The 25,908-nt window shown below is 40.2% G+C and carries 17 protein-coding genes; 16 read left to right on the top strand and 1 reads right to left on the bottom strand.

Going from position 1 to position 25,908, the window contains the following annotated elements; translation table 11 throughout:
* Positions 1 to 101: 101 nt before the first annotated feature.
* The 14 genes from CTER_RS14315 (at position 102) to glgD (ending at position 18,357) form a co-directional block, all read left to right on the top strand.
* A complete protein-coding gene (locus CTER_RS14315; RefSeq protein ID WP_004626465.1) occupies positions 102 to 1,649 on the top strand; it encodes a P-loop ATPase, Sll1717 family in 1,548 nt (515 codons plus the stop codon).
* Positions 1,650 to 2,914: 1,265 nt separating this feature from the next.
* Complete coding sequence (gene hflX, locus CTER_RS14310; protein WP_004626488.1) at positions 2,915 to 4,177, top strand: GTPase HflX; 1,263 nt, start codon at positions 2,915 to 2,917, stop codon at positions 4,175 to 4,177.
* 570 nt (positions 4,178 to 4,747) lie between these two features.
* Positions 4,748 to 7,048, top strand: coding sequence for an eCIS core domain-containing protein (locus CTER_RS27670; protein WP_004626496.1), 2,301 nt, complete (start codon positions 4,748 to 4,750; stop codon positions 7,046 to 7,048).
* A 15-nt stretch (positions 7,049 to 7,063) separates the two neighbouring features.
* Positions 7,064 to 7,588 (top strand): SMI1/KNR4 family protein, encoded by a 525-nt coding sequence (locus tag CTER_RS14295; protein ID WP_004626513.1) that lies wholly within the window; start codon positions 7,064 to 7,066, stop codon positions 7,586 to 7,588.
* Positions 7,589 to 8,468: 880 nt separating this feature from the next.
* The gene (locus tag CTER_RS14290; RefSeq protein ID WP_004626482.1) at positions 8,469 to 9,719 is read left to right on the top strand and encodes an IS110 family RNA-guided transposase; all 1,251 of its coding nucleotides are present in this window, start codon (positions 8,469 to 8,471) and stop codon (positions 9,717 to 9,719) included.
* A gap of 307 nt (positions 9,720 to 10,026) precedes the next feature.
* On the top strand, positions 10,027 to 10,251 hold the full coding sequence (locus CTER_RS14285; protein ID WP_040761256.1) for a hypothetical protein: 225 nt from the start codon (positions 10,027 to 10,029) through the stop codon (positions 10,249 to 10,251).
* A gap of 33 nt (positions 10,252 to 10,284) precedes the next feature.
* On the top strand, positions 10,285 to 10,668 hold the full coding sequence (locus CTER_RS14280; protein WP_004626478.1) for a hypothetical protein: 384 nt from the start codon (positions 10,285 to 10,287) through the stop codon (positions 10,666 to 10,668).
* 740 nt (positions 10,669 to 11,408) lie between these two features.
* Entirely contained in the window at positions 11,409 to 12,875 is a 1,467-nt protein-coding gene (locus tag CTER_RS14275) for an MBOAT family O-acyltransferase (protein ID WP_004626547.1), read from the top strand.
* Positions 12,876 to 12,884: 9 nt separating this feature from the next.
* On the top strand, positions 12,885 to 13,913 hold the full coding sequence (locus CTER_RS27030) for a hypothetical protein (protein WP_004626537.1): 1,029 nt from the start codon (positions 12,885 to 12,887) through the stop codon (positions 13,911 to 13,913).
* Positions 13,914 to 13,938: 25 nt separating this feature from the next.
* Positions 13,939 to 14,340 carry a hypothetical protein gene (locus tag CTER_RS14265; protein ID WP_004626453.1) on the top strand — a complete coding sequence of 134 codons (402 nt, stop codon included), beginning with the start codon at positions 13,939 to 13,941 and terminating at the stop codon, positions 14,338 to 14,340.
* Between the two features lie 114 nt (positions 14,341 to 14,454).
* A complete protein-coding gene (gene murI / locus CTER_RS14260) occupies positions 14,455 to 15,231 on the top strand; it encodes a glutamate racemase (protein ID WP_004626461.1) in 777 nt (258 codons plus the stop codon).
* A 139-nt stretch (positions 15,232 to 15,370) separates the two neighbouring features.
* The gene (locus tag CTER_RS14255) at positions 15,371 to 15,751 is read left to right on the top strand and encodes a hypothetical protein (protein ID WP_004626556.1); all 381 of its coding nucleotides are present in this window, start codon (positions 15,371 to 15,373) and stop codon (positions 15,749 to 15,751) included.
* 210 nt (positions 15,752 to 15,961) lie between these two features.
* Positions 15,962 to 17,242: a glucose-1-phosphate adenylyltransferase gene (locus CTER_RS14250; RefSeq protein WP_004626490.1), complete on the top strand. Its 1,281-nt coding sequence runs from the start codon at positions 15,962 to 15,964 to the stop codon at positions 17,240 to 17,242.
* The gene (gene glgD, locus CTER_RS14245) at positions 17,239 to 18,357 is read left to right on the top strand and encodes a glucose-1-phosphate adenylyltransferase subunit GlgD (protein WP_004626438.1); all 1,119 of its coding nucleotides are present in this window, start codon (positions 17,239 to 17,241) and stop codon (positions 18,355 to 18,357) included. The genes CTER_RS14250 and glgD overlap by 4 nt, the downstream gene beginning before the upstream one ends.
* Before the next feature lie 116 nt (positions 18,358 to 18,473).
* Here glgD and CTER_RS14240 read toward each other — a convergent pair whose 3' ends face one another.
* Positions 18,474 to 19,931 carry an ArnT family glycosyltransferase gene (locus tag CTER_RS14240; protein WP_004626454.1) on the bottom strand — a complete coding sequence of 486 codons (1,458 nt, stop codon included), beginning with the start codon at positions 19,929 to 19,931 and terminating at the stop codon, positions 18,474 to 18,476.
* A 504-nt stretch (positions 19,932 to 20,435) separates the two neighbouring features.
* Between CTER_RS14240 and CTER_RS14235 the strand changes: the two genes are divergently transcribed.
* Together CTER_RS14235 and CTER_RS14230 are read left to right on the top strand one after the other, a co-directional pair.
* Entirely contained in the window at positions 20,436 to 24,182 is a 3,747-nt protein-coding gene (locus tag CTER_RS14235) for a hypothetical protein (protein ID WP_004626424.1), read from the top strand.
* A gap of 353 nt (positions 24,183 to 24,535) precedes the next feature.
* A partial coding sequence (locus tag CTER_RS14230; RefSeq protein WP_004626545.1) for a hypothetical protein occupies positions 24,536 to 25,908 on the top strand: 1,373 nt, incomplete at its 3' end.

The raw sequence follows: 25,908 nt of genomic DNA, 5'->3' as shown, positions 1-25,908 counted from the left end.
CGTACTTTAGATCACATATTTACTGGTGAAAAATAGAGGATTTTGTAATTGTACATAGAATTACTTTATTAAGATTATGATGCTAATGGAGGATAAAATGAATGAGAGGAATAGAAAAATACCTAGTAGAAAATATACAAAAGGTTGATTTTGGCGATATAGATGGTTTATATGATGCTAACTTGGAAAAATACTTTCTTGATGATAACTATTGGCAGAAGATAATTGAAGAAAATACATTTTACATTATTGGCAGAAAAGGTACTGGTAAATCAGCAATATATAAATGGATTCAAACCCAATCGGTAATACATGGATGTTTAATTTCAAATTTATCATTTAAAACTTTTCCATTTGAAAAACTTTTAAAACTGAGTGATGATAATTTCTCAAAACCAAACCAGTACCAGAGTATATGGAATAACATAATATTATCTGAATTTGCATCTTTAATCGTTAGAGATGAACTTGCTACGATAAATGACGAGTTTAAAGAAATGAAATCATACGTTGATTATGTTTTTGGCGAGGATTTAGTTGATTTGCATAAACAAATTACTACAATTGCTGATAAAAGCTCAACAGGTATATCGATTAAGTATGTTACTGGACAAACGGAAAAATCATGTAATAAAACTTTAAATGATGAACTTGATAACATAACTAAAATAAATAGGCGATTGGAAAATTTAATTATTAATTATTTAATTAAGTATTCGGGTAGCAATAGATTTATCATACAGTTTGACCAATTGGATGATAATTACAACCAATTACAGGACTTTAATAATTATCATCAAGCAATTATTAGTTTGTTTAAAGTTATTTATGATATTAACCAAACCTTTCGTTCTAAAAATATTAAAGATTCGAAAGTAATTGCATATTTAAGATCAGATATATTTTATTCAATAAATGCATTTGATTCGGAAAGTGCCAGATGGGATAGATACAAATTAAATCTAAATTGGTCTATCGTGAATAAAGATGATTGGCAAAACCCAAGGCTAATACAAGTGATTAATAAGAGAATAAGTTCTTCAATTCGTTCTATTGATGAAAGGAATGCATTTTCAACTATTTTTGACAGTAAAGTTATACGTATGGAGGATAATGGAAGGCCCATAAATATTTTTAAATATTTAATCCATAGGACTTTTCATAGACCTAGGGATCTTGTTCAATTCTGTATTAAAATTCAAGATGAAGTTAAAAGCACTGGTAACCTCTACCATAGGACAGTTAATAATGCTGAGAAAGAATATTCCTTATGGCTGCTTTCTGAAGTAGAAAATGAAATAGGCGTAAAGGTTAAAAGAATTGATACACTTTATGAGTTTTTGAGATTAATGGGGTCTCAGTCATTCCCATTAACAGCTTTCAAAAGCCAATTTAAAAACTTCGAGGATAAAATTGAGATGGAAGCAGAAGAATTATTAAAATACCTTTACAGTATGGCTATAATTCACAATGTTAACTATACAACTAATAACACATACGATTATAAAAATAGATATAAAAAGGGTTATACGGAATATTTTTCTGTCATTAGAAACGATAGATCAACTTTTAATAGAGATCTAAAAATCCAAATACATCCGGGGTTTTGGAAAGGGTTGCATACATCAAATTACTCTAATAGAAGGTAATCAAAGAGTTAGGTCTCTAAAATACCAAAAAATTAGTACTTGAATATGGGTTTGCATCAACATTACATCGTCTACCCCGAACCAACTCGCTGATTTGTATCGAGATGTTTTTGGCGCAGATGTCAACGTGGATCACAGTGAGACGCACTGCATTGAAAATCTTGTTCGGAAAAAGAGATGAAACCACTAACTGTATCGTCAGGAGTTACGATGAAGGGTTTATGCTGCAGACATTAAATGCATATCAAGGATTCGAATTCAGAGTTACGGACGCTGATGCAGAGTACAACGGATATGGTATTAGGCATTGAGGTTAAAGAACCTTCGAAAGATTTGCCTTGAAGGTATTGACTTCTCAATATTAAAAATCCTGATGGAAATGACACGATATTGTAGCTTCGCTATAATGCTTTTTAGTTGTGAGAGGACGGGACTAATCGTTTCCTCATACTCTATTGCAGGAAAATATGGTATTATCTTATAGAGGTCATTACAACTGCCTGAATTAAGAAGGAAAAATGAGGGTTATTATATTCCAGTGAAGGAGAACAAGTCCAATGTGATTATACCTATGTCTATAGGTTATGCTACTGAGATATTTGGATTAACATATGAAAATGAGTATTTGATTTTTAGCTTTCATCGTTCAAGGCAACATGTAGAATTGTTTTACTAATGGATTTTATAAATTGATAACCGGCCAATCTCATGTTATAATTAAATAAAATAAAAAGAAATTGAGGTGTTAAGAGTGAGGATTTTCTTTATCAGAATACGCAATTTAGTTTAATCAAAACTAAATAAAAAATAAGGTAATCGACCTTTCAGCAGGTCTGTTTATGTACCTTATTTTATGGATTCTTGTAAAGAACATCATACTTGCTTTTAATATTACCATTCCGAGATTCGTCAGATGTAAGTGTAATTAATACATCATTCATGTCTTTTTCGGTACATTTTTCGATTTTGGTGATAAAAAATAAGGCTGCAGGTGAATTTTGTTCATTTGCGGCCTTTTCATATTTATTCCGTTGTTCGAATACAGGAATCCAACAGACAGTTAACTATGTTTTAAGGGCTGAAAAGTACCCCGAAACGTTGTGGAGGGAGGCGTTTAAAATGAGAATCCGGATTACCGCTTTTTATATAAGAATCAGAATCTAAGGCACGGTTTGTGACGTAGCCTCCAATATCAATGGAAAAAGTGAAATCATGACTCCGTGCTATAAAGTATTTATTTTAGCATATCGAAGGAGCGATTGATTATGATACAAAAACAAAGAGCACTTTTAGTAGGTATAAATATAAATAACCAGACATTTTTTAAAGACTCAATGGAAGAACTTAAGAATTTAGCGGCTGCATGTGAGCTGGAAATTGCAGGGGTGGTCGAGCAGAATTTAAAAGCAGTTAATACCGCTTACCATATTGGCTCGGGCAAGGTGAAAGAGGTAAGGCTGCTGATTGATGAAGTAAAAGCGGATGTTGTTGTTTTTAGCAATGAACTCACCCCGTCCCAGCTGCGGAATTTGGAGGATTCGCTTGAGAGGGAGGTAATTGACAGAACCATGCTCATAATTGAAATCTTCGCAAAAAGAGCGAAAACGCGGGAAGCGAAACTTCAGGTGGAAGTGGCACGGCTTAAATTTATGCTTCCCAGACTGGAAGGCCTGAATGATAATCTGAGCAGGCAGGGAGGCGGTTCCGGTCTCAGAAATAGAGGCTCCGGAGAAACAAAACTGGAACTCGACAAGAGAAGGATAGAGTCTAAAATAGCTGAGCTGAGTAAAGAGTTGGAGCTGCTTGTAAATGAGAGGAATACCCAGCGCAGCAAAAGAAACAAAGCCGGACTGCCTTCGGTTGCATTGGTAGGTTATACGAATGCAGGCAAATCAACGCTGATGAATGCGCTGGTTGAGGTTTATCAAAAGAATGCCGATAAAAAAGTATTTGAAAAGGATATGCTCTTTGCTACCTTGGAAACTTCAGTCAGAAATATTACTCTGCCGGATAAGAAAGCCTTTTTGTTATCCGACACCGTAGGGTTTATCAGTAAATTGCCTCATGAACTGGTCAAGGCCTTCCGTTCAACATTGGAAGAAGTAAGGACTGCGGATCTGCTCCTGCATGTGGTGGACAGTTCGAACCCAAATTTTGTTCAGCAGATCAATGTGACTAATGAAACTTTAAAGCAGATAGGTGCCGATAAGATACCAACCATACTTGTATTCAATAAAGCTGATCTGACCGATGTGACAATCCCCTGCATTGAGGATGGAAAGGTATATATTTCAGCTAAAAAGGATTCGGGAATAGAAGAATTGGTCGGGCTCATTGGTAAAGAAGTATTTACACAGTATATGGAGTATAAAATGCTGGTCCCATATGACCGGGGAAATATAGTGGCGTATTTTAATGAAAATGCAGATGTTAAGGCGGTGAGCTATGAGAAGGACGGAACACTGCTCACTGTGGAATGCAGGGTAAGTGATTATAAACGGTTTGAGGAGTTTGCTTTTAAAGGCTAATAAATATAAGACCATGCTTTAAAAAAATAAATTTATGCATAAGTTTATGCAATGGATTCATATTGCCGCTGTTCACTCTAGCTAGCCGAACCCCCTGGGAAGATTAACCTTCCCAGGGGGTTTTGCTGCGCACGGCATCAGCCATTTTTTTATGTCTTGTGCTAAAAGAATACAGGTAGATTGGAAAAGACATACCGAAGAACAAAGAACTTGCAATAAAATGGCTTACGCTGTCGGTAGAGCAAGGGAATGAGTAAGCCAAATTCTTTCTCGATATATGCATAGGTTCAGAGAGCCTTCGGTGCACTAGGAATTTCAAGAATGATGAATCATATGGGAGGATATTTGAAAATAATGTACCACTACCTGACAAGAGTACAATTGGATTCAAGGTGGATAGTAAGCTGATGAGAAAGAGGAGGGAGAAGAAGGTTGGGCAGGGGTATAAGCAGGATGATTTAGAGCAGAATCTATCCGTTTAAGAATGAAAAATTTTTTTATAAATCCGGCTGTTAAATAGCACCTGGAATTTACTTATTATTACAGACTGAATTTAGGGGTGACTCATATATGCAGACCAAGATGTTAGTAAAAAAGCCAGAGCCAGCTTCAGGCAGGACAAATAATCCTGTGAATAATAATCATAAGAATAAGCCTGCTGAAAATAAAAAAAGAGTAAGAACAACAGATTACAAGAAATTGCTGCAGATGATGCTTAATGATCCTGATGCCATAACAAGAGAAGAATTCTTGTTTTTGCAATCAATTATAGGGTACAGGCAAGCAGTAGCAGCAAGAGAGAAAGCGAAGCTACGCAAACAGCAAAGAAAGATAGAGCAGACAAATGTTGCAATGAAGCCAAGTTTATCAGGAAGATCAAATTCTGAAATTGGAAAGGATTCGGATGGGAAAAAAGAAGACATAAGTTCAAAGGATAACAGCACTAAGCCTCCAATACAAATGAAAAAGGATGATGGCAATACTTCTGCTTCAAGCTCAAGTATGCAACATAATTTGAGAGCAGGACTTGAAAAACTATCAGGTGTTGATCTATCAGATGTAAAAGTGCATCAAAACTCCGATAAGCCACCGCAAATTGGAGCTTTGGCATATACACAGGGAAATGATATACATATCGCACCGGGAAAGGAAAAGCATCTTCCTCATGAGGGCTGGCATGCTGTTCAGCAAAAGCAGGGAAGAGTTACACCCACAATGCAGATGAAAACAGGTGCTCTTGTGAATGACAATGCAGGTCTTGAAAAAGAGGCCGATGTTATGGGGGCTAAGGCGGAGAGTGTTGGTTCTACAGAAAGCATAGTGCAATTAAAAAAACTTCCTAATATGCAGCAGGAAAGTAAGGTTATACAGAGAATTACACAAGAAGAAGCAATACGGCTTTCAAAGCAAAATACTCATGATGCTAATGAAGGAAATACCTGGAACATAAAAGCTGGTGAATATAACAGATATGTTTTTGAAGCTCAGGACATGCTTCGGGATATAGGTTATAATCTTTCAAAGCACGGAGTTGATGGTAAGTGGAGCCCTGATGGAGAAACATATAAAGCATTGCTCAAATTCCAAAAAATCTGTAAGGATACATATAACGGCTTAAAGCAGAATGCACCAGCCCAAACTTTAGCACAGGTTAAGTATATGCAAGGGGTCGAACCTATTGGAAAGCTGGATAAAGCTACATATGATGCTTTGAAGAAAGAAAAAGGAAATAAGATAATTAGAGTAAAAGAGGAGAATGAAAGAACAGAAAAAAAGAAGAAAGAATTAGCAATCAATACAAACAATAAACCGAAGAAAGCTACAGAAGATAAAAAACAGGATACTATTGATGCGGATGATGTATTAGATGGAATTCAAACGGTAATTGATGTTATAGGCTTTGTTCCAGGTGTAGGTGATATAGCCGATGGAGTAAATGTCGGAATAAGTGTAGTACGAAAGGATTGGTTGGGTGCGGTATTTTCAGGGATAGCTTTAATTCCCGCGGTAGGCTCTGTTATTGCAACGCCAATGAAAGCTATATCTAAAGCTTTGAAGGTTGGAAAGGTCGGAAAGTTTAGTAAGGTAGTTACGGATGCCATAGAATTCTTGGTGAAATTCTTAGGCGGTGGTAATAAAGTTATTAAAAAGCTAAGTGGTTATCTGGATAACTTAAAAGGAATTCTTCGTAAGATTCCAGAATTAATAAAATCAGCTGCAGAAATTAAGCTGGTAAAAACTCTAGGTGGAAATAAAGTAATTCAAAAAATTATTTCATTTGCAAAATCGGTTAGAAATGGAATTGATACTATTTGTAAAAAGGCAGATGAGATTTTTACAAGTGTAAAAAATGCTATTTTTCCAGAAGTGTCTGTAAAGAAAGCAGTCGCTACAGAAACACCGGTAAAGAAAGCAGTAGTTACGGAAACACCGGTAAGGAAAGCGGTTACTCCAGAAATGCAGGTAAAGAACGCAGGTGATAAGGGAACGGCTAATACGGGAGTAAGTGAGGTTGGCAATGTAAAACCATTTGATATAGTTAAGTATGGAGATAAAACACCAGGCATTCAAAATCATCATGGAGTAATGGATATGTGGGCACAGAAAAATATTCCTGGTTATAAACCCAGACCTGCCGATTCAACAGCAATGGCATTAACGCCAGAACAACACAATGCAACAAGGTCTGTATTTGGAAAATGGAAATATGAAAACTATGGATTCAAAGGGCAAGTTGATTGGAAAAGTATCTCTCCACAGCAAATACAAAAATTGTCTGAAGATATGTTTGATGCAGCTAAAGTGCCTCAGGCTGCCAGAAGAGATTACTATCAAGAATTTCATAGATATATTTATGGACTAGAAAAGTAAAGGAGTGAAGTGTTTATGAATATTAAAAAGTTAATTACTAAAGCAAAGACTTTACCCAATTGCATTGTGCTACCTCCATCGAGGTTGCCACAAGTGGAAAATAATTTGGCAATCCCAGACGATGTAAAAGAGTTTTATAGTCTTTGTGGGGGTATGAGCCTGTTTGAAGGTGCTGCTTATGCTATTAAAATTGTTAAGCCAGAAGAGGTCGTTTTTGCTAATCCAGTAATTATTGGTGAGGATATTATTAATGCCGAAATTGAAAAGGGAAATTATGATAGCGAAATATCTAGAGATTGGTTTATAATTGCTGACTTGTATAATTCAGATTATGCAGTTATTGATTTTAATAAAGAGCGGATGGGTCAATGCTACAAAGCATTTTGGGATAGTTATCCTGAAATGGGAGGTACGCCGATAATTGCTAAATCATTTACTGAATTGTTAGAACACTTTATAAATAATGGAGGGGAGTATTGGTATTTTTTAAAAGATGATTTTGTGCCATATGGTGATGCATATGATGGTATAGCTGACTAATAAGAAATAGTGTGAGTGTAGTAGCCTGCCATCATAGTTTAGATATGCAAGGGCGGTTATCTAACCACCATGTAACCCCTTGGTAAATGCGGGTGTTCTCATAATCCGACCACCTGAAAGGTGACCGTACCCCCAATTCCGACCACCTATGCAAAATGCTGCAGCCCGCATTGCGGGCTGATATAATCCGAGGGGAGGTTGCTTGCGACCACCCCTCTTTAACCCGCATTAAAAAAAAACGGTGGGTTCAGCACAATTTGTTCGGAAAAGTATCGAAAGGAACAGTCGCCAAATTGCCCTCAAATTCCTTCTCAATCTGTGCATGGGTATTCGTACCCCAAAGTCGCTTGAAAATCGGAAACAGGGGCAACACGTCACCACACAGGGGTAAGGAATTTGAAGACTGAAAGCATGCTGTACGGATTAATTCCTGCAGCCGGTTTTACTCAGTGCATGAGGCATAGCCCATCCCCCATGGTTCATGGTGAACCATAGCTTGACCGGCATTCTTGTCCATGCTAAAATGGGGGCAGCCGGGGGTTTAAGGGGGGATTTCCCTCAGAACTTTCAAAAAAGCACAATATAAAATGAATATTCACACAGAGAGGATTAAACGATAATATTTTTCCTCTCTGTTTTTTTGTTCTGTTCTTTCTATTCAAAAGTCCTCAGAATCTACTTGCAATCCTTCCGTACCAGAGTTAATATCACACACAACAATTGAATCAAGGCTCGTGATGCCTGAAATCACGTAATTTGTCACATGGAAAATGGATAGGTTTACGCTCCCTTGCGGGGATTAAGGTCTAGGGACACATCTTTTCAAGAAATGTCCCTAATCGAATCTAACGCTCATAAAGTGCGGTTGCCGGCAGGTTTTATGGAGACAAAGCAAAGAAACGGAGGAGATAACATTTACAATAAACGCAGGATGGCTTTTATAGGCATCGATATGCATAAGGATACCCATACGGCAGTGGTTATGGACTGCTGGACTAACAAATTAGGCGAGATCACCTTCGCCAACAGACCGTCGGCCTATGACAAATTCATGGCCGATGTGAAATCGCTATACGGAGAATTACAGCCCATATTCGGACTAGAAGATACCAGAGGCTTCGGGCGGAACTTTGCCTCCTACCTTTTGGGGCATAAATACCCCGTCAAGCATGTAAATCCTGCCTACACCGATGCGATGCGTTCCAGCGCACCCATGTCCAGGAAGGATGACTCCTACGATGCCTTCTGTGTTGCAAGGATACTGCGGGATATGCTGGACACCCTGCCGGATGAACAGCATGACGATTTATTCTGGACGATCCGGCAACTTGTAAAACGCAGGGATTCACTCATCAAAGGGATTATTATTGCCAAAAACCAGCTGAATGCCCAGCTTACCTATGTTTACTCAAGCTACAAGCAATATTTCTGTGATGTGGACACCAAAACAGCCATGTATTTCTGGGAGAGGTACCCCCATCCCAAGCATCTGAAAGATGTACAGCCGGAAGAATTGCTGGAGGAATTACGGCAGGTGCATAGGGGTATGACGGTAAAGAAGGTGCAGGAGATGATAGCACTTTCAGAGAGAAACAGCCCGCAGGATAAGGACTATCAGAATGAGCGTGACCTTGTTATCAGGAGCCTTGTACGGGAATTGAAGTTCAGGAAGCAGGAGAACGAGGATATTGACAGGGAATTGGAAAAGTTGATTCAGCTTACAGGGTACAAGCTTCATACCATGCCAGGCATTAACCTTATCACAGCAGCTGGTATTATCTCTGAGATTGGCAATATTGAAAGGTTCCCGAACTCCGACAAGCTGGCTCGTTTCAGCGGTGTGGCTCCTGTGAATTTCAGCTCTGCCGGAAAGGGCAAAGACCAGCGAAGCAGACAGGGCAACAGGGCTTTGAACGCAATATTCCACTTTCTCGCCATCCAATTGGTGCAGGTAAATCCCAACGGTAAGGCAAGACAACCGGTATTCAGAGAATATTTTGAAAGCAAGCTCAAGGAAGGCAAAACAAAGCCGCAAGCCCTTGTCTGCATAACCAGAAGAGCTGTAAGGATTATTTACGGCATGATGCGGACAAAGACCGAATACAAGCCGTTTGAAAAGTTGGCAGATTGATGTTGTTTGAACTGTCATTATGGTAAAATAGAGTTGTAAAAAATGTAAATAAGCTTCTGTAAGGAGGCTTCATATAGAGCGAGTCTTTTTAGGCGTAAGGAAAGCTGCAGGATAACAACGGAGTATAGAGCTTCTATAATGCGAGAGTAAGTGAGGTTGGGAAGTTTCCTGAGTGTAAGCCAGGAGACTCAATTACAAAAATCACAAATGAAGGCAAATATCCTACATGGGATACAATACGTGCAAGATATTGGAAAAATAGAGCCTTAAAAGATTCTGGGGCTTTAGCCCACAAAATCGTGCAATAATGGAAGAGGGATATGCCCCAAAAGCAAGAGTTATCGTGAAGGATAGAAAAACTGGGGAAACCTATGAAAAACTTGTTGAAAAAGAACTTCATCATGCAAATGGAAATAGGGGTGTTCCTGGATTTGATGGGCCAATTAACATTCGTGAAGTATGGCCATGGGAGCATGAAAAACTCTCGCCTCCAGGAAGAAAGTTGAATTATGATTTTATAAGATTTAAATAGTTTAAATTATTTTGATAATTATGGAGGGTAAGTATGAGTGAATACGTGGATAACTTTTCAACTGAAATACCAATTGAATCTTTGAAAATACTATTACGTTTGGGAAGAGAATTTTATTTTGACCCATTATCTTCGATAGAAAGCGAGGAATATTTCATAAAGTTACTAAAAAAGTGTGAAGGAGACAATTTGGAAAGTTGGTTAAGAAGTGCTGTTTCTAAAAATTTTTTATTCTTAGAGAGTAGGCCAGAATGGATTCAAGGGTCTGAGTGGCAATTTTCTGAAGGAAAACCGATGATGTTTGTAGGTCAAATAAATTTATCTCCTCAAAAGACAGGTCTTCATGATGACGCTGTATTTTATGTGTTTTGGGATCGAGAGTCTGGAGAAACAAAAACCATTCTCCAGATTGCCTAGCTGTAAACTACTTAAATAAATCATGGCAACTATAATTCCTAATCCTAGCATCCAAACATTTTACACTGAATATGTCACAAGGCGAATAAAATAGTAACTCATAAATGAGGTCTTAATGGAGATACAATCTCTGTTAAGACTTTGTCTTTTTGTCCCCGTAAAAGCAACAGGTGTCAGTAACGACCACCATGTAACCCCTTGGTAAATGCGGGTGTTCTCATAATCCGACCACCTGAAAGGTGACCGTACCCCCAATTCCGACCACCTATGCAAAATGCTGCAGCCCGCATTGCGGGCTGATATAATCCGAGGGGAGGTTGCTTGCGACCACCCTCTTTAACCCGCATTAAAAAAACGGTGGGTTCAGCACAATTTGTTCGGAAAAGTATCGGAATAAACAGTAGCCAAATTGCCCTCAAATTCCTTCTCAATCTGTATATGGGTATTCAATATCCCAGAGTCGCTTGAAAATCGGAAACAGAGGTAACACGTCGCCATACAGGGGTGAGCATTCCGCAGGCAAAAAAGACGCAGTAAAAATCAATTTACTCAGCGGAGGCATTTTGCCCAGCTCCTGGTTGCCTTAACTATAAAAATGTAATAGAAATAGATATACTGTCTTTATCTTGCAGCAGCCTTTATTCCGGTTCCGGGATACATTTATCGGCCTCTGATATTGTTGTAAAGTCTTGGATTATGTAGTAAAATTCAAGTGATGATTACTATATATGAGGTACATAATGTTATTCAATTCACTGGATTTTTTAATTTTTTTCCCCATAGTTACTATTTTGTATTTTCTGCTGCCGCAAAAGCTCCGGTGGGTTATGCTGCTTACAGCAAGCTGCATATTTTATATGTTTTTCGTTCCTGTGTACATATTGATATTAATTTTTACAATAATTATAGATTATATTTCGGGAATTTATATCGAAAGGCTGCAGGATAAAAAGAAAAAGCTCTTCCTGATTATCAGCATATTATCAAATGTAGGCATATTGTTTGTTTTTAAGTATTTTAATTTTTTCAATGAGAACATGGCTTATATGGCACGGCTGCTCCACTGGAATTATCCCATTGAAAACTTGTGGATACTGCTGCCCATCGGCCTGTCGTTTCACACGTTCCAGAGTCTCAGCTATGTTATTGAGGTGTACAGGGGGCATCAGAAGGCAGAAAGGCATCTGGGGATATATGCGCTGTATGTCATGTTTTATCCCCAGCTTGTGGCAGGTCCTATTGAACGGCCTCAGAACATGCTGCATCAGTTTTATGAATATCATAGCTTTGACTATAAGAGGGTGACCTCAGGTTTGAAACTAATGGCATGGGGTTTTTTAAAAAAAGTTGTCATCGCAGACCGGCTGGCCCTGTTCGTTAATCAGGTTTATAACAACTCAAGTGAATATACCGGTTTTACTCTGATTGTAGCAACTGTTTTCTTTTCCTTTCAGATCTTCTGCGATTTTTCGGGTTATTCCGATATAGCAATTGGAGCGGCTCAGGTTATGGGCTTTAAGCTTATGACAAATTTCAGACGCCCGTATATGTCAAAGTCTGTTGCCGAGTTCTGGAGAAGATGGCATATATCCCTTTCAACCTGGTTTAAGGACTACGTATATATTTCCATGGGAGGCAACCGGGTTTCAAAGTCGAGGTGGATGCTGAATCTGATGATAACCTTCCTGATCAGCGGCTTGTGGCATGGCGCCAATTGGACATATATCATATGGGGAGGGCTTAACGGGTTATTCCAGGTCATATCGTACATAACCCGCAATGTGCGCCGGCGGGTTACCGGTGCATTAAGCCTTGAAAAACTGCCGAGGCTGTATTGGATTCTCCAGGTGTCGTTTACATTTATACTGATCAGCTTTACATGGATATTTTTCAGAGCGAACAGTATGGCTGATGCGGTGCATATAATAAGCCACATACCCGAGGGATTGCTTGATACAGATGTGATCAGAGCACAGCTGGCTGAACTGGGTACTATGGGTTTTGACAAATATTACTTTATTTTGAGCTTCATATTGATTATTATTATGGAAGGGGTACATCTGCTGGAGGAGTCGGGTAAAAACATGTGGGAGATTTTATCGACCAAACCGGCTATAGTCAGATATACTGCGTATTACATACTTATTTTGACTATTTTGCTTCTGGGAGAGTTTGGAAGCAATGAATTTATATATTTTCAATTTTAAGAGGTTTTTATGAATGCTGCTGTTAAACTGATTATAAAAATTGTGATTATCTCCATGCTGGCTTTGGCACCCACAACATATATAAATATGCATTATGACCCCTATGGGATTTACCGTACCGATTTCAGGGAGCAAAAGATTGAGCCCAACCAGCGCTTTATTAAGATCAGGTATCTTTTGAACAATCCCGGTAAATATGATTCTTTCATGTTCGGGTCATCAAGGGTGGGAAATATTCCAAGCGAAAGCATACCTGACGGGAAGTATTATAATATGACTATTTCTCAGGGAATACCGTCGGAGCACCTTTACAATCTCAAACTGCTTCTGGATAACAATGTAAAAGTGAAAACCGTGATGCTTGGCCTGGAGGATTTTTCATACAAACTGGAGCCGAGATCAGAGAATGGGGAGCTTATAACTGAACTCTATTCGGAATCGGCAATTGAAAATTTAAAGTATTATATCAAGTATACTTTTAAAATGCCCGACAGAAATGTCCTTGAGCCATATATCCATCCAAAGGACGAAGAATTCCCGGTTTTTTACGATATATACAACTCGGGCAGACCTATACATACTGAAATAGATGAATACATAAATACACATAAGGATGAACACATTAAGGATAAAAAATTTAAAACTCCGTCGGTACATAATACAAATTTCATGGACCAAACGCTGAAGGATATTCAGGAGTTTGTGGATTTATGCAATAAGAATTCCATAAAATGCATTGTTTTTATCAATCCTACATACAAGGCCACCTATACGGCAAATAATCCCGTACAGTTTATGGAGTTTAAAAAAAGGCTGGCGGATATAACCGATTTTTATGATTTCAGCGGCATCAATTCCGTAACGGGAGATCCGTTCAATTACTATGAGACTTCACATTTCAGGGTGTTTATCGGTGAGAAAATGCTGGCCAGGATGTTTGATAACTATAATAAAGTGCCGGTGCCCGAAGATTTCGGCGTTTTGGTTACAAAGAAAAATATTGAACAGCATCTGAAAATGCTGAAGGAACAACTTTGAGTTAATGCATCACATGGAGGTTATCATGAAGAATGTTTTAAAAGTACTGGGGCTGAGTATTCTTGAATCTGTCGTAATAATAGTTTTGTTGATATCCATAGTCAGGCTTAACCTGACCATGACAGGCATCTATATTATTTACGGGATATCGGCCGTAGTGTTCCCACTATTGCTGTTGTTATTGTACAAATGGTTTTTGGGCAGGGAAACACTTGTAATCGTCCCCGTAAGCCTGATATTTGCAGCCCTCTATTCTTTGGGGGTTTCATTGTACAGCTATTACGGTGTGAGCAGTTTCTCAAGTATGTTCAGGGAATTGATGTATTTTATATACTTTTTGCCTTCGGTCATTTACTGTGGGGTGGGATGGATCATTTTTGCCGTTATTATGAAATTTTCCAGGGAACCGCGCAGAAGGGAAATATAACGGGGCAGCAAATGTCCGCTTCCTCTTTAGGGGCATAATAAAAGTATGACATGAGTTGAGTACAGGTATTGATGCAGAATAATTGCAGAACACAGGAGGAGAGGAGTTTATCCTATGAAAAACGATAGTATAGGCTTTTTGGATTCGGGTTTTGGGGGAATAACAGTTCTGAGTGAAGCGCTGAGACAGCTTCCTGACGAAAATTATATATATTATGCCGACAATGAACATGTGCCTTATGGGACCAAAACCAAGGAAGAGGTACATAATTTTGTTTTTCAGGCAGTGGATTTCATGGTGGGGAAGGGCATAAAAGCTCTGGTGGTGGCGTGCAACACCGCAACAAGCATAGCGGTCAGGGACTTGAGAAGCAAGTATTCCTTTCCTATTGTAGGCATGGAGCCCGCCGTTAAACCGGCGGTGGAAAACGGTAACGGAAAGAGGGTTCTTGTTTTTGCCACGCCCCTGACACTGAAAGAGGAAAAATTTCATAATCTGGTACAGAGGGTAGATCATGAGCATGTTGTTGATTACCTCGCCTTCCCCGAACTGGTGGAGCTTGCCGAGAGTATGATATTCGACAGGGAAAGGATCGGCCCGGTCATAATGGAAAAGCTGAAGGAATATGACCTCAACAACTACAAGACCTTTGTCCTGGGCTGCACTCATTTCCCGATATACAAGAATATTTTCAAGCTTGTCCTTCCGGGACATATCGATGTCATAGACGGAAGCAGCGGAACAGTGAGATATTTGAAATGTCTCATGGAGGAGAAGGGAATACTGAATACTTCCGGAAAGGGAGGTCATATAGAGTTCTTCGACTCCGGGGTCCGGATCATTAATGAGGAAAGACTGAAAATTTTCAAATGGCTTTTGGCAGAATGTTGATAATGTTAATTTTATAATGTAACAAACCTCCGACCGTTAACATAATATGTAATAACCCTAATAATAAATTTGATTTGTCAAAGGGCATTCCGGCCTGAGATTATCAGATGTATTTAATGTTGTGGAAGGAGAGGAGAATATGTCAGAAGAGTTTAACAATAACCATGGCGGTCTGAGCTTAAACGGTGATATTGCAAATGCCTTATGTAAAAGAATCGGTGAAACTGTTACTATATTTACAAAGAGCGGCGGAATGTCAGGCTGTGGATTTACAGGGGTGCTTTTAGGGGTTAATGAGTGCTTTGTAAAGCTGTTAAGTCAAATTGGTCCCGCACCCGGATGTGCACTGGGCAATTCCTGCAGCGGAACACCCTATGCAAACGGTATAGGCTGTATGGGCAATATGGGTGACAATATGGATAACGGGTACGGAAATAACGGATACCCCATCAGATCAGTCGGATCAGTTACCGATATACCTATTGACGCTATTGCTGCCTTTACCCATAATGCAGTATAGTCGTATTTAAAGATAGCACCGCGCGTGGTAAAACCCCGTCGTACCTGCCCCTTGGAAGCAGGTAGGGCGGGGTTTTTATTTTATTTTGACCCATTATATTTTTCATCACAGAAAGGAATAATTAGAGTAGATGTAGAATTAATATTAATAAATGTAATAACTTCGATTATGCAGCATATATGACAAAATGAATTACCGGGAGTTGATGCAATGATTAAAAAAGAAATGATAGCGTTGTTACTTGCCGGAGGACAAGGGAGCAGGCTCGGCGTCCTCACAAAAAATGTTGCCAAACCCGCAGTTTTATACGGTGGCAAATACAGAATAATTGATTTCTCCCTCAGCAATTGTACTAATTCGGGAATAGACACGGTAGGTGTCCTGACCCAATATCAGCCCCTCAAACTCAATTCCCATATCGGCATAGGAAAACCCTGGGATATGGATAGGATTGACGGCGGCGTCACAATATTATCACCCTATTTGAAGGCTGAAATGGGTGAATGGTTCAAAGGTACTGCAAATGCAGTATATCAGAATATTCATTACATAGATAAATACTCTCCCCAGTATGTTGTAATACTGTCCGGAGACCATATCTACAAAATGAATTATTCCAAAATGCTTGATTTTCATAAAGAAAATAATGCAGATGCAACCATCTCGGTAATTAATGTTCCCTATGAAGAGGCAAGCCGCTACGGTATCATGAACTGCCATGAAAACGGTAATATATATGAATTCGAGGAAAAACCGAAAAATCCCAAAAGCACACTGGCTTCAATGGGTGTTTATATATTTAATTGGGAAACGCTCAGGAAGTACCTTATAAAGGACAATGAAACGCGGAGCTCGGACAATGACTTCGGTAAAAATATCATCCCCGCCATGCTCAAGGACGGAAAGAGCATGTGGGCATACCAGTTCTCGGGATATTGGAGGGATGTAGGTACAGTGCAGGCCTTCTGGGAATCAAATATGGATCTGGTGAGCAGAGTTCCGGAATTCAACCTGTTTGATCCCGAGTGGAGGATATATACCCCCAATCCTGCCAAGTCGGCACATTATATCGGACCGGCTGCCAGTGTCAAAAAATCCATGGTGGCGGAAGGCTGCCAGGTTCACGGGACAGTAATAAATTCAGTTCTGTTCCCGGGAGCGGTGGTTGAGGAGGGGGCTCTCATAGAAGACTCCATAATAATGTCAAATTCAATCATCAAAAAGAATTCCTCTGTTAAAAGGTGCATCATCAGCGAATTTGTAACTGTCGGTGAATATTGCAGACTTGGAGAGGGAGAGGATGTGCAGAACGAATATAAGCCGGGTATATACAACTCCGGAATAACAGTAGTGGGTGAAGAGGCGGATATACCTGACGGCGCGGTAATAGGCAAAAACGTTATGATAGATATAGGCGCGGATGCCGGGGATTTCCCTTCCCTAACTGTTGAGTCGGGCAAAAGCATATTCAAAGGGGGTGTCCGGGAATGAAAAATGTAATGGGTATTATTTTATCGGGCGGCAAAAGTACAAAATTAAAAGAACTTTCCACAATGAGATCGACCCCTGCCGTACCGGTGGGAGGAAAATACAGGGCAGTGGACTTCGTCCTGTCAAATATGGTCAATTCCGGCATTACCAATATAGGCGTCATAACCCAGTACAGCTTCAGGTCACTGATGGACCATCTGGGTTCGGGCAAGGAGTGGGACCTGGATAGAAAAAATGACGGATTGTTCATATTTCCTCCATTTCTGTCCGATGAAAGCTCGGGCTGGTACAGGGGTACTGCCGATGCCATGTACAATAACCTCACCTTCTTAAGAAGAAGTAATGAGGAGTACGTTATCATATCCCAGGGAAACTGTGTATATACCACTGCATTTGATGAAATGCTCCAGGCTCACAAGGAAACAGATGCCGATATAACCATCATGTACCGTGAAATGAACGATGTTCCCATCGATGAACTCACAAACATGGGAATACTTCAGGTTGACAGCAGCCAGAGGGTTATAGATTTCCAGGAAAAGCCGGTGAATCCCAACACACTTCTGGCTTCCCTCGGCACATACATGATAAAGCGTGAGCTGCTGATAGCCCTGCTGGAAGAAAGTGTCGCCCATGGCTATTATGATTTTGTCATGGACATAATAATAAAAATGCTGCACAAGCTGAAAATATACGGTTATAAATACAATGGCTACTGGAGGAGCATATCCTCCGTCCAGATGTACTATAAGTGCAATATGGAGCTGTTGAATCCTGAAATCAACAGAGAGCTTCTGGGTACGGCAAAAGTGTTTACCAAGGTAAAGGATGAAGCACCCGCAAAGTACAATGAGGAGGCGGAGGTCAGAAACTCAATAATCGCCGACGGGTGTATAATAGAGGGAATGGTTGAGAACAGTGTGCTGTTCCGCGGGGTTACCGTCAAGAAGGGAGCTGTTGTAAAGGACAGCATAATCATGCAGGGCAGCATAATAGAGGAAAACTCCACACTGAACTACGCAATCCTGGATAAGAACGTCACCCTGTCCAAAAGCAGATGCCTGAAAGGCGAGGAAACCTGGCCCATCATCATAGGGAAGAACGTCATAGTATAAAAGCGGCAAAGGAAAAAGTATGAAATATTTCCAAAAAAACGAATAGAATGTTCGATACCCCAGAACAAATTGTTCTGGGGTAAATTATATACACGAATAAAATTTTACAAAAAAATTCATTGGAATCTGTCACCTGCCGGCTCCAGAAAACTCCCGCCCAGCAGAATCAGCAGAGGCATGACCGGCAGATGGTATCTGGATTGAACCTCCAGCAGCAGGTAGGACAGAAAAATGCCGCCGAAAATCATTAAAACAATTAACACATCATAACGTTTTTCCCTCAGATTATAGAAGCAGGCACAAATCCCCATTAGCATAACGAGAACGTAAAAGGCCTGGGAAACGCCATAAAAAACCCTCGGGTAAGATTTTACGGTGTTTTCGAGCCTGGAATCCTTTACAGGTGTGGTGCTCCAGTAGTACCCGTAATTTTCATTCCCCCAGAGTTTGTCAATCTTCCTTAAAAAGAGGCCGGGAAGCTTCTGCGGATTTGAAGTGATCCGCTCAATGGCGATTTTCCGTGCTTCGGCATGTACCCTGTCAATATCGTAATCATACTTTGCAATAATGCTGAAATCCTCGTCATTAAACATCCCGCTGGCCTTATCGTTTGTGCCCACCAGGAGATTAAAGCCTGAGTCCGACCTTGTCACATCAACCCCTGTAACCTTCTGAACAGGAAGATTAATTAAATTTATCGCCATATAGTAAGCGGCAAACACCAGAAAAATAGATTTTACCTTTAGACCCAAACTGGCCAGGGAATCAGCCCTGTATTGCTTAAATAATAAAACATATACGGCAAATACGGGCAGCAGAATCATTGCCATGGGCCGTATCAGTTGGGCCAGGGCAGTAAGGAGCCCGATTGCCAGAAGGCTCAGGTTGCCGTTGGCTATTCCGTAATTTCTGAAGGAGTACTTTCGAATAAAATTCAGAATTAAAACCACAGCGCCTGTAAACAACACCAAAAACAGGTGCTCCGATGCTATTACCGAGGTAAACATTATATCCGCAGGCCATAAAGCCAGCAGCAAGCCGGATATCCTGGCGGCCTTCTCACCGTAAAGCAGCTTTCCTCCGGCATAAACTATAAAAACAAGACATACAGACATTATCACGTTAAACAGCTTTGCCACCAGCAAACCCGTCCCGAAAACAGAGTACAAACCTGCCAGCGCCAGTCCGAAGCTCATTTTAAACGGGAAAACCGCATAGAAGTCCACAAAGCCTTTGAAATCGCCGTTACTGGCGTTAACACCATAGTTGTACAGGTGCAGGAAGTCGGAAAAAGGCTGGGTCCGGATGAAGTATATCCAGACAAGCCTGGGAATAAGGGCAAGTATGGCCAGTACAACTAAAAAAACCTTTAAGTTTATCTTATAAAGAAGATTTGCCTTGAGGAATATAAATATGACCAGGCCGGCTGCCAGTATAAAAGCAATACCGGAATAAAAAGGCAGCTTCAGGCTTGCCGGGCCCGACTTAAAGGCACTCAGTAAAGTAATGAAACCCAACAGTGCAACAGCCCCCCAAACAATAATATAAAAGATACTGTCTTTTAGCCTATTCAAGATACAGCTCCTCCTTAAAGTTAAGATGATAATATGCTTGACTCCAGACCTTACCAATTAATTCTCCTTCATTTTATCATAATAACCGTTAATAGTTTAAAAAATTATATTTTTACCCCCAAAGTTACGGTTAAATTACAGGGATAAAATCCGATTTTTCCTGGAATTGACAATTAATTACAAAACCGGCTTTTATCCGGATCAGGTTCGAAGTCCCACCGTTCAAGGATTTGCCAATATTCAGCACCAAAGGGGGTAAAGGGTAGTTTACCATAATAACCCTCGGTGGGCAAGTGTGCCCATTACAGAAGGCTTACAGTTAGTTTACATGATGGTGTATTATGTTGACCACCTAAAAATACCGGTGCTATAATGATTTCAGAAATCAAGAGCGCAATGTCTGCAAACCCTTGATTTTAAATTATCGTACGCCGGGGATCAGAATGTTAGGCCTAATTTTTCCCGGTAACTCTATGGCCTAAAAAAACCTAAGGAGGATTTGGAATGAGAAATTTTAAAAAGATTTCTGCGGTTACAGTTGCTGCATCTATTGCACTTTCTACTGCCGTTCCGGCATTTGCGGCATATGAACCGGTAAACGGAAGTAAAGCATCTGTGCTTCACGACCTGAATCTTTATGCTGGAATCAGCGATAAAGAATTTGACCCTGATCTTGGATCAAAGTTGACAAGAGGACAGGCTGCCGTACTATTAACAAAAATATTCAATCTGGATGATGCTGCAAACGCATTAACTGCGGCTGAAGTATCTGCCATACTTAAACCTTTTGCGGATGGTAAAGACGTACCTACATATGCTGAAAAGAGAATGGCATACCTGGTTAAGAACGACTTCATGTCAGGAGCATTGGATACTGCTACCGGCAAACTTTACATCGATGCAAGAAAGGATGTTAACGGAGCACAGTTTGCAACTCTTCTGCTCAAGCAGCTCGGCTACGATGTAGCTGACTGGAAGACAGCAGTTACCCAGTTGTCACAGGTTGACGGCGCTCAGGGCTTAGCTGAATATCTTTCATACGCACTGACTTCATTATTGAGAGATCAGGCAGTTGGAATGATTTATGGCACACTCACCGCAGATTATGCTGCAACCGGTTTGGAAACAGTTATCGACAAACTTATAGCTGCAACCCCAAGTCTCAGGGCAATAGCAGAGGCAGCAGGTCTTGTAACTCCTGAGTCACTGGCTGTTGATTCGGTTGTTGCAATTGCAAACAACAAGGTTGCCATAACGCTGAAGGATCCTTCCTCGGCAAGAACTACCGACTTTGCAATCGTTAAAAAGGGAACTAGTACAGCTGTGGCAATCAAGAACATTGTAAAAGAATCAGACAAGGTATATGTTCTTGAAACCGATGCTCTTGTTGGCGGTACATCATACACTCTGACAGTTAAAGGTGAGAATCTCAACTTCACAGGTATAGCTGCCGACACAACTGCTCCTACAATAAAGGCTGTTTCAAGCAAGGACACCAATACATTTGAGATTGAATTCTCAGATAAAATGGACTTTGCAACTGCAACAGACAAGGCCAACTACACCTTTGACAAGGATATCAAGGTTGTAAGTGCTACATTGGATGAGGCAAGAACGAAGGTAACACTGATTACTGATGCTGCAAAGAAAAATATTGTATATACTTTGACAATTCAGAATGTTATGAACTCTGACGGAAAAGCTATGACCAAGGCTGTACGTACTGTAACTGCAACTGAAGACAGCACAGCACCCAAGGTTTCAATGCACAGAGTTCAAAATAACCGCACTATAATCGTTGACTTCAATGATGCAAGCGGAATGAACAAGGCAGCTCTTGAAAATGTTGAAAATTACAGCATCAACGACCTTACTGTTGAAAGTGCAAAAGCATATGACATGGTTGGAGATGATGGAAAGTATGACCAGGTTGTTTTAACTACATCAACTCAGGAAGCAAACAAGTCATATACACTCACACTCAGCAACCTGACCGACGCATCTGTTCTTAAGAACGCTCTGGGGACCACTACCAGAACCTTCAGAGGAGCACCTGCAGATGTATCTGCACCTACGGTTAATATTTCAAAGCCTGTAGTATCAAAGAACAACAATACTGTAAAGATCTGGTTTACAGATAACAATGCTATGGATGTAGCAAGCCTGGAAGATATCTCTAATTACACAATTAAAGATAACACAGGTTCAACATTGGAAATAATCAGTGCAAAGGCTATGGCCAGCACATATCCTGACGCCTACAGTGCAGATAATAAGGGAGTTATCCTTACTACAGCACAGCAGGTGGTTGATCCGAACAAGATTAACTATACTGTAGAAGTAAAGGGTGTACAGGATGAATTCGGCAATGCGTTAAAGCCGGTATCAGGTTCAACTTATGCCAGATACAACTTTATGTCATCAGACGTTGACGAAGTTGCACCATACGTAACAAAAGTAGAATTTGTAAATTCAACTACAGTAAAATTCACATTTGCTGAAGAACTCAAGAAATCAACAGCAATTGATCCTACAAACTATGTAATAGACGGTGACCTTGGTTCGGCAATAAAGGCTGAATTAAGCTCCGACAGAAAGACCGTAACCCTGACAACTCAGACTCAGGTTGGAAATAAGAAATACACTGTAACAATGAACAACCTTGAAGATGATTATGGCAACAGAGTATCAAACGCAAAGGCGTCATTTGTTTCAACCTCAGGCACTTTGGATGTAACAGCTCCTGAAGTAAGTTATATCTACGCTATGAATAAAGGTGAAATACACATTACTCTCAGCGAAACTGTAAAGGCTTGGCCGAGCGAAATAACCTTCGGTGTGCTGGATAACAGCGGAAATATGACCGGTACTCTGAAAGTATTCCAGTATTCAGGTAAAATTGAAGGCGGAAAAACAATAGTTTACAAGGCTAAGACAACAGCAGATGCACTTACCTCCGCTAACTACCAGATTCAGGCAACAACCGGCGGGCAGTTCACAGACGCCGCTGACAACAAGATGAGCGTAGTTGCTCCGATAGCTGTAGGTACTACACCAACAGGCTACACCTTCAACGGCAACACAATAGAAAATACCGCACCATCTGTTGACTATGTTGAACAAATCGATACAAAGACTGTAAGAGTATACTTTAATGAGCCTGTAGCACCTGCTTCATTCGGTACGCCCGGCTTCACAAAGATAGATTCCGATTCAACAGATACTCACTTTACAAGTCTTGATTACTCAGTGAATACAAACTTTACTGTTGGAACAGCGCTGTCAATACCTGTCAACCAGTTGAGAGACCTGGCAGGAACTAATATATCTGCTGCTTACACAGGATTCACTCCTTACCTGCAGGATACAACCAAACCAGTTATTACAGGTGCTTATGCCGATGATAACAAGACAGTATACGTGCTTTACGATGAAAAGGTTCCAACTTCAGGAACATATAAGATCTACTACTTGAATTCATCAAACAATCCTGTAACAATCTTCAGCGGAGCAGGAACTTCAACTGAAGATCCCAACAAGGTTCCAGCTATAAAGCTCACCTTAACTACAGCTGTTGATGCATCAAAGATTTACTACCTCGAACCTGTAACCGGTGCGGTTGACGTAGCTGGAAACAGAGCAGACGTATCAGGCGTTAAGTTTGACTTCCCTGGCACAAACAAGACAGTTTCCGGATATATAACCGGTGTTGAAATCAACAATGCCAATACCATAACAGTTGGAGTATCGGGTAAAACCATCGGTTCAATAAATGTATTTGAAGTTGATACTACTACATCACCTGCTATAGATGTTGATTTAAATGCTACTGTATACCCTGGAAAGACCATTGCCGACGGTAAGGTACAACTTGCTGCTCCACTGCTTGCAGGAGTTCAGTATAAGGTAACCGTAGGATATGTCGGAGGAGGATCAAATGATTACTACTTCTTTGGAAACACTCCTGACATAGGCTTGAAGTTAACTACTGCACCCGGCAGCATAGATCTTGATTTTGCAGGCTTTGATACAGATGAATACATCTTCAAGGCAACACCTGCTACAGATTTGACAAAAGTAATTGTAGGAACACCGAAAGCTGATGCAACTCCGGGAAATACCCTTGACAATGTAGTTGAATTTACAGACACCAGCTTTACAGCAGGGACAGCAGTATATATAACTATATATGACAAGGATGACACCACAAGAGTATTGTATGCGGGCAAGGTTGTAATAGCTGCTCCATAAGACGGACAATCAAATAAAATAAACTACGCGGTAATATGTTATCGAACTTAAGTAAAACAAAATCATTAACATAATTGCGAATTAGTTGCAACAAACCCCAGTGCAGGCACTGGGGTTTGTTGCATTTCTGTTACAAATTCTTTACACTTGAAAAGGCTTTATTGACTGAAAAAATTGCCAGTGATATAATACATTTGAATCAAGATAGGTAAATTTAGCCATAATTCTGGATAACAGTGCCAATCTTGAAAAAACTGGTTTAACGAGTGAGGCTATAAAATGTGGGATAGGCGTAGCCCGCTCCGGAATTGCATAGCCCACCCGCTACAAAATACACAAGGAGGATTTGAGACATGAGAAATCTCAGAAAGTTAACAGCAGTCGTGTTGGCAGTAGCATTAGTGCTAACTTCAATGGCTGCTGCATTTGCAGCTACTGAAGAGTCTACTACTAGTGCTAGTTCAGTTACAGTAGTAAATGGCGACAAGGCTGCAGTTTTGAAAGAACTCAAACTCTATGCAGGAACAGATGATACTAATCCTGCAGCAGGTTTGGACGCTGCATTAAAAGTACAAGATGCATTAATATGGTTGGCAACAGAATTCGGCTACAAGGCTGAAGCTGACAAGCTGACTGACGAAGATGCAACCAAGGCTCTTGCCAAGTTTGCAGATGCTAAAGACATATCAGAATATGCAAAGAAGGTTGTTGCTTATTCAGCTCAGGAAGGAATCATTGCCGGTGAAGTAGATAAGGCTGGAAAGCTTTATGTTAGACCAGCTGCTTCTGTAACTGCTGCAAGATTCGCAACTTTCATGCTCAAAGGTCTTGGCTATGATTTAACCGGTTCATTCACCGAATCAGTTGCTCAGCTTGCAGAAGTTGATGGCAGCAAGATCGATGCTGATGCTACCGGCGATCTCACAAGAGATGCTGCAGTAGGATTCATGTATGGTATTCTTACAGCTAAAACTGAGTCTGGTAAGACAGTTGCTGAAAATCTTTTAGCTGCTGATTCAAGCTTACAGACTGTACTTTCAAAGAACAGCCTGTTACCAATTGACGGTTCTTTAGCTCTTGATGCAGTTAAGGCTGTTGCAAACAACAAGGTAGCAGTAACTCTTAAGGAAGCAGCAGCAGCAACCGCAGCTGATTTTGCTATCGTTAAGAAGGGAACTACTACAGCAGTAGCAGTTAAGGATATTGTTAAAGAATCAGATACATTATATGTAGTTGAAACTGACGCTTTATCAGCTGGAGCTTCATACACATTAACTGCAAACGGTGTTTCAATCAACTTTACAGGAATAGCTGCTGATAACTCAGCTCCTACAATTGTAAAGGTAACTTCACCTGATACAAACACCTTTGAAGTAGAATTCTCTGATAAGATGGATTTTGCTACAGCTACAGATGTGGCTAACTACACTTGGGATAAGTCACTCAAGACTGTTAAGGCAGCATTGAACGGTGACAGGAACAAGGTTACGCTTACAACTGATGCTGCAAAGAGAAATGTTTACTATAACTTAACTATTGCAAATGTTAAGAATAGTGACGGCAAGGCTATCTCAAAGACTACTCGTAACATCAAGGCTGTTGAAGATAGAACTGCACCTAAGTTAGATCCAATCAAGGTTCAGAACAACCGTATGTTAGTACTTACTTTCCAGGATGCCAATGGTATGAACAAGGCTGCTCTTGAAACAGAAGCTAACTACTCAAT

The organism is Ruminiclostridium cellobioparum subsp. termitidis CT1112 (genome assembly GCF_000350485.1).
GTDB lineage: Bacteria > Bacillota > Clostridia > Acetivibrionales > DSM-1351 > Ruminiclostridium > Ruminiclostridium termitidis.
Note: the sequence above shows the minus strand (reverse complement) of the source record. Positions and strands in the feature narration are given on the sequence as shown.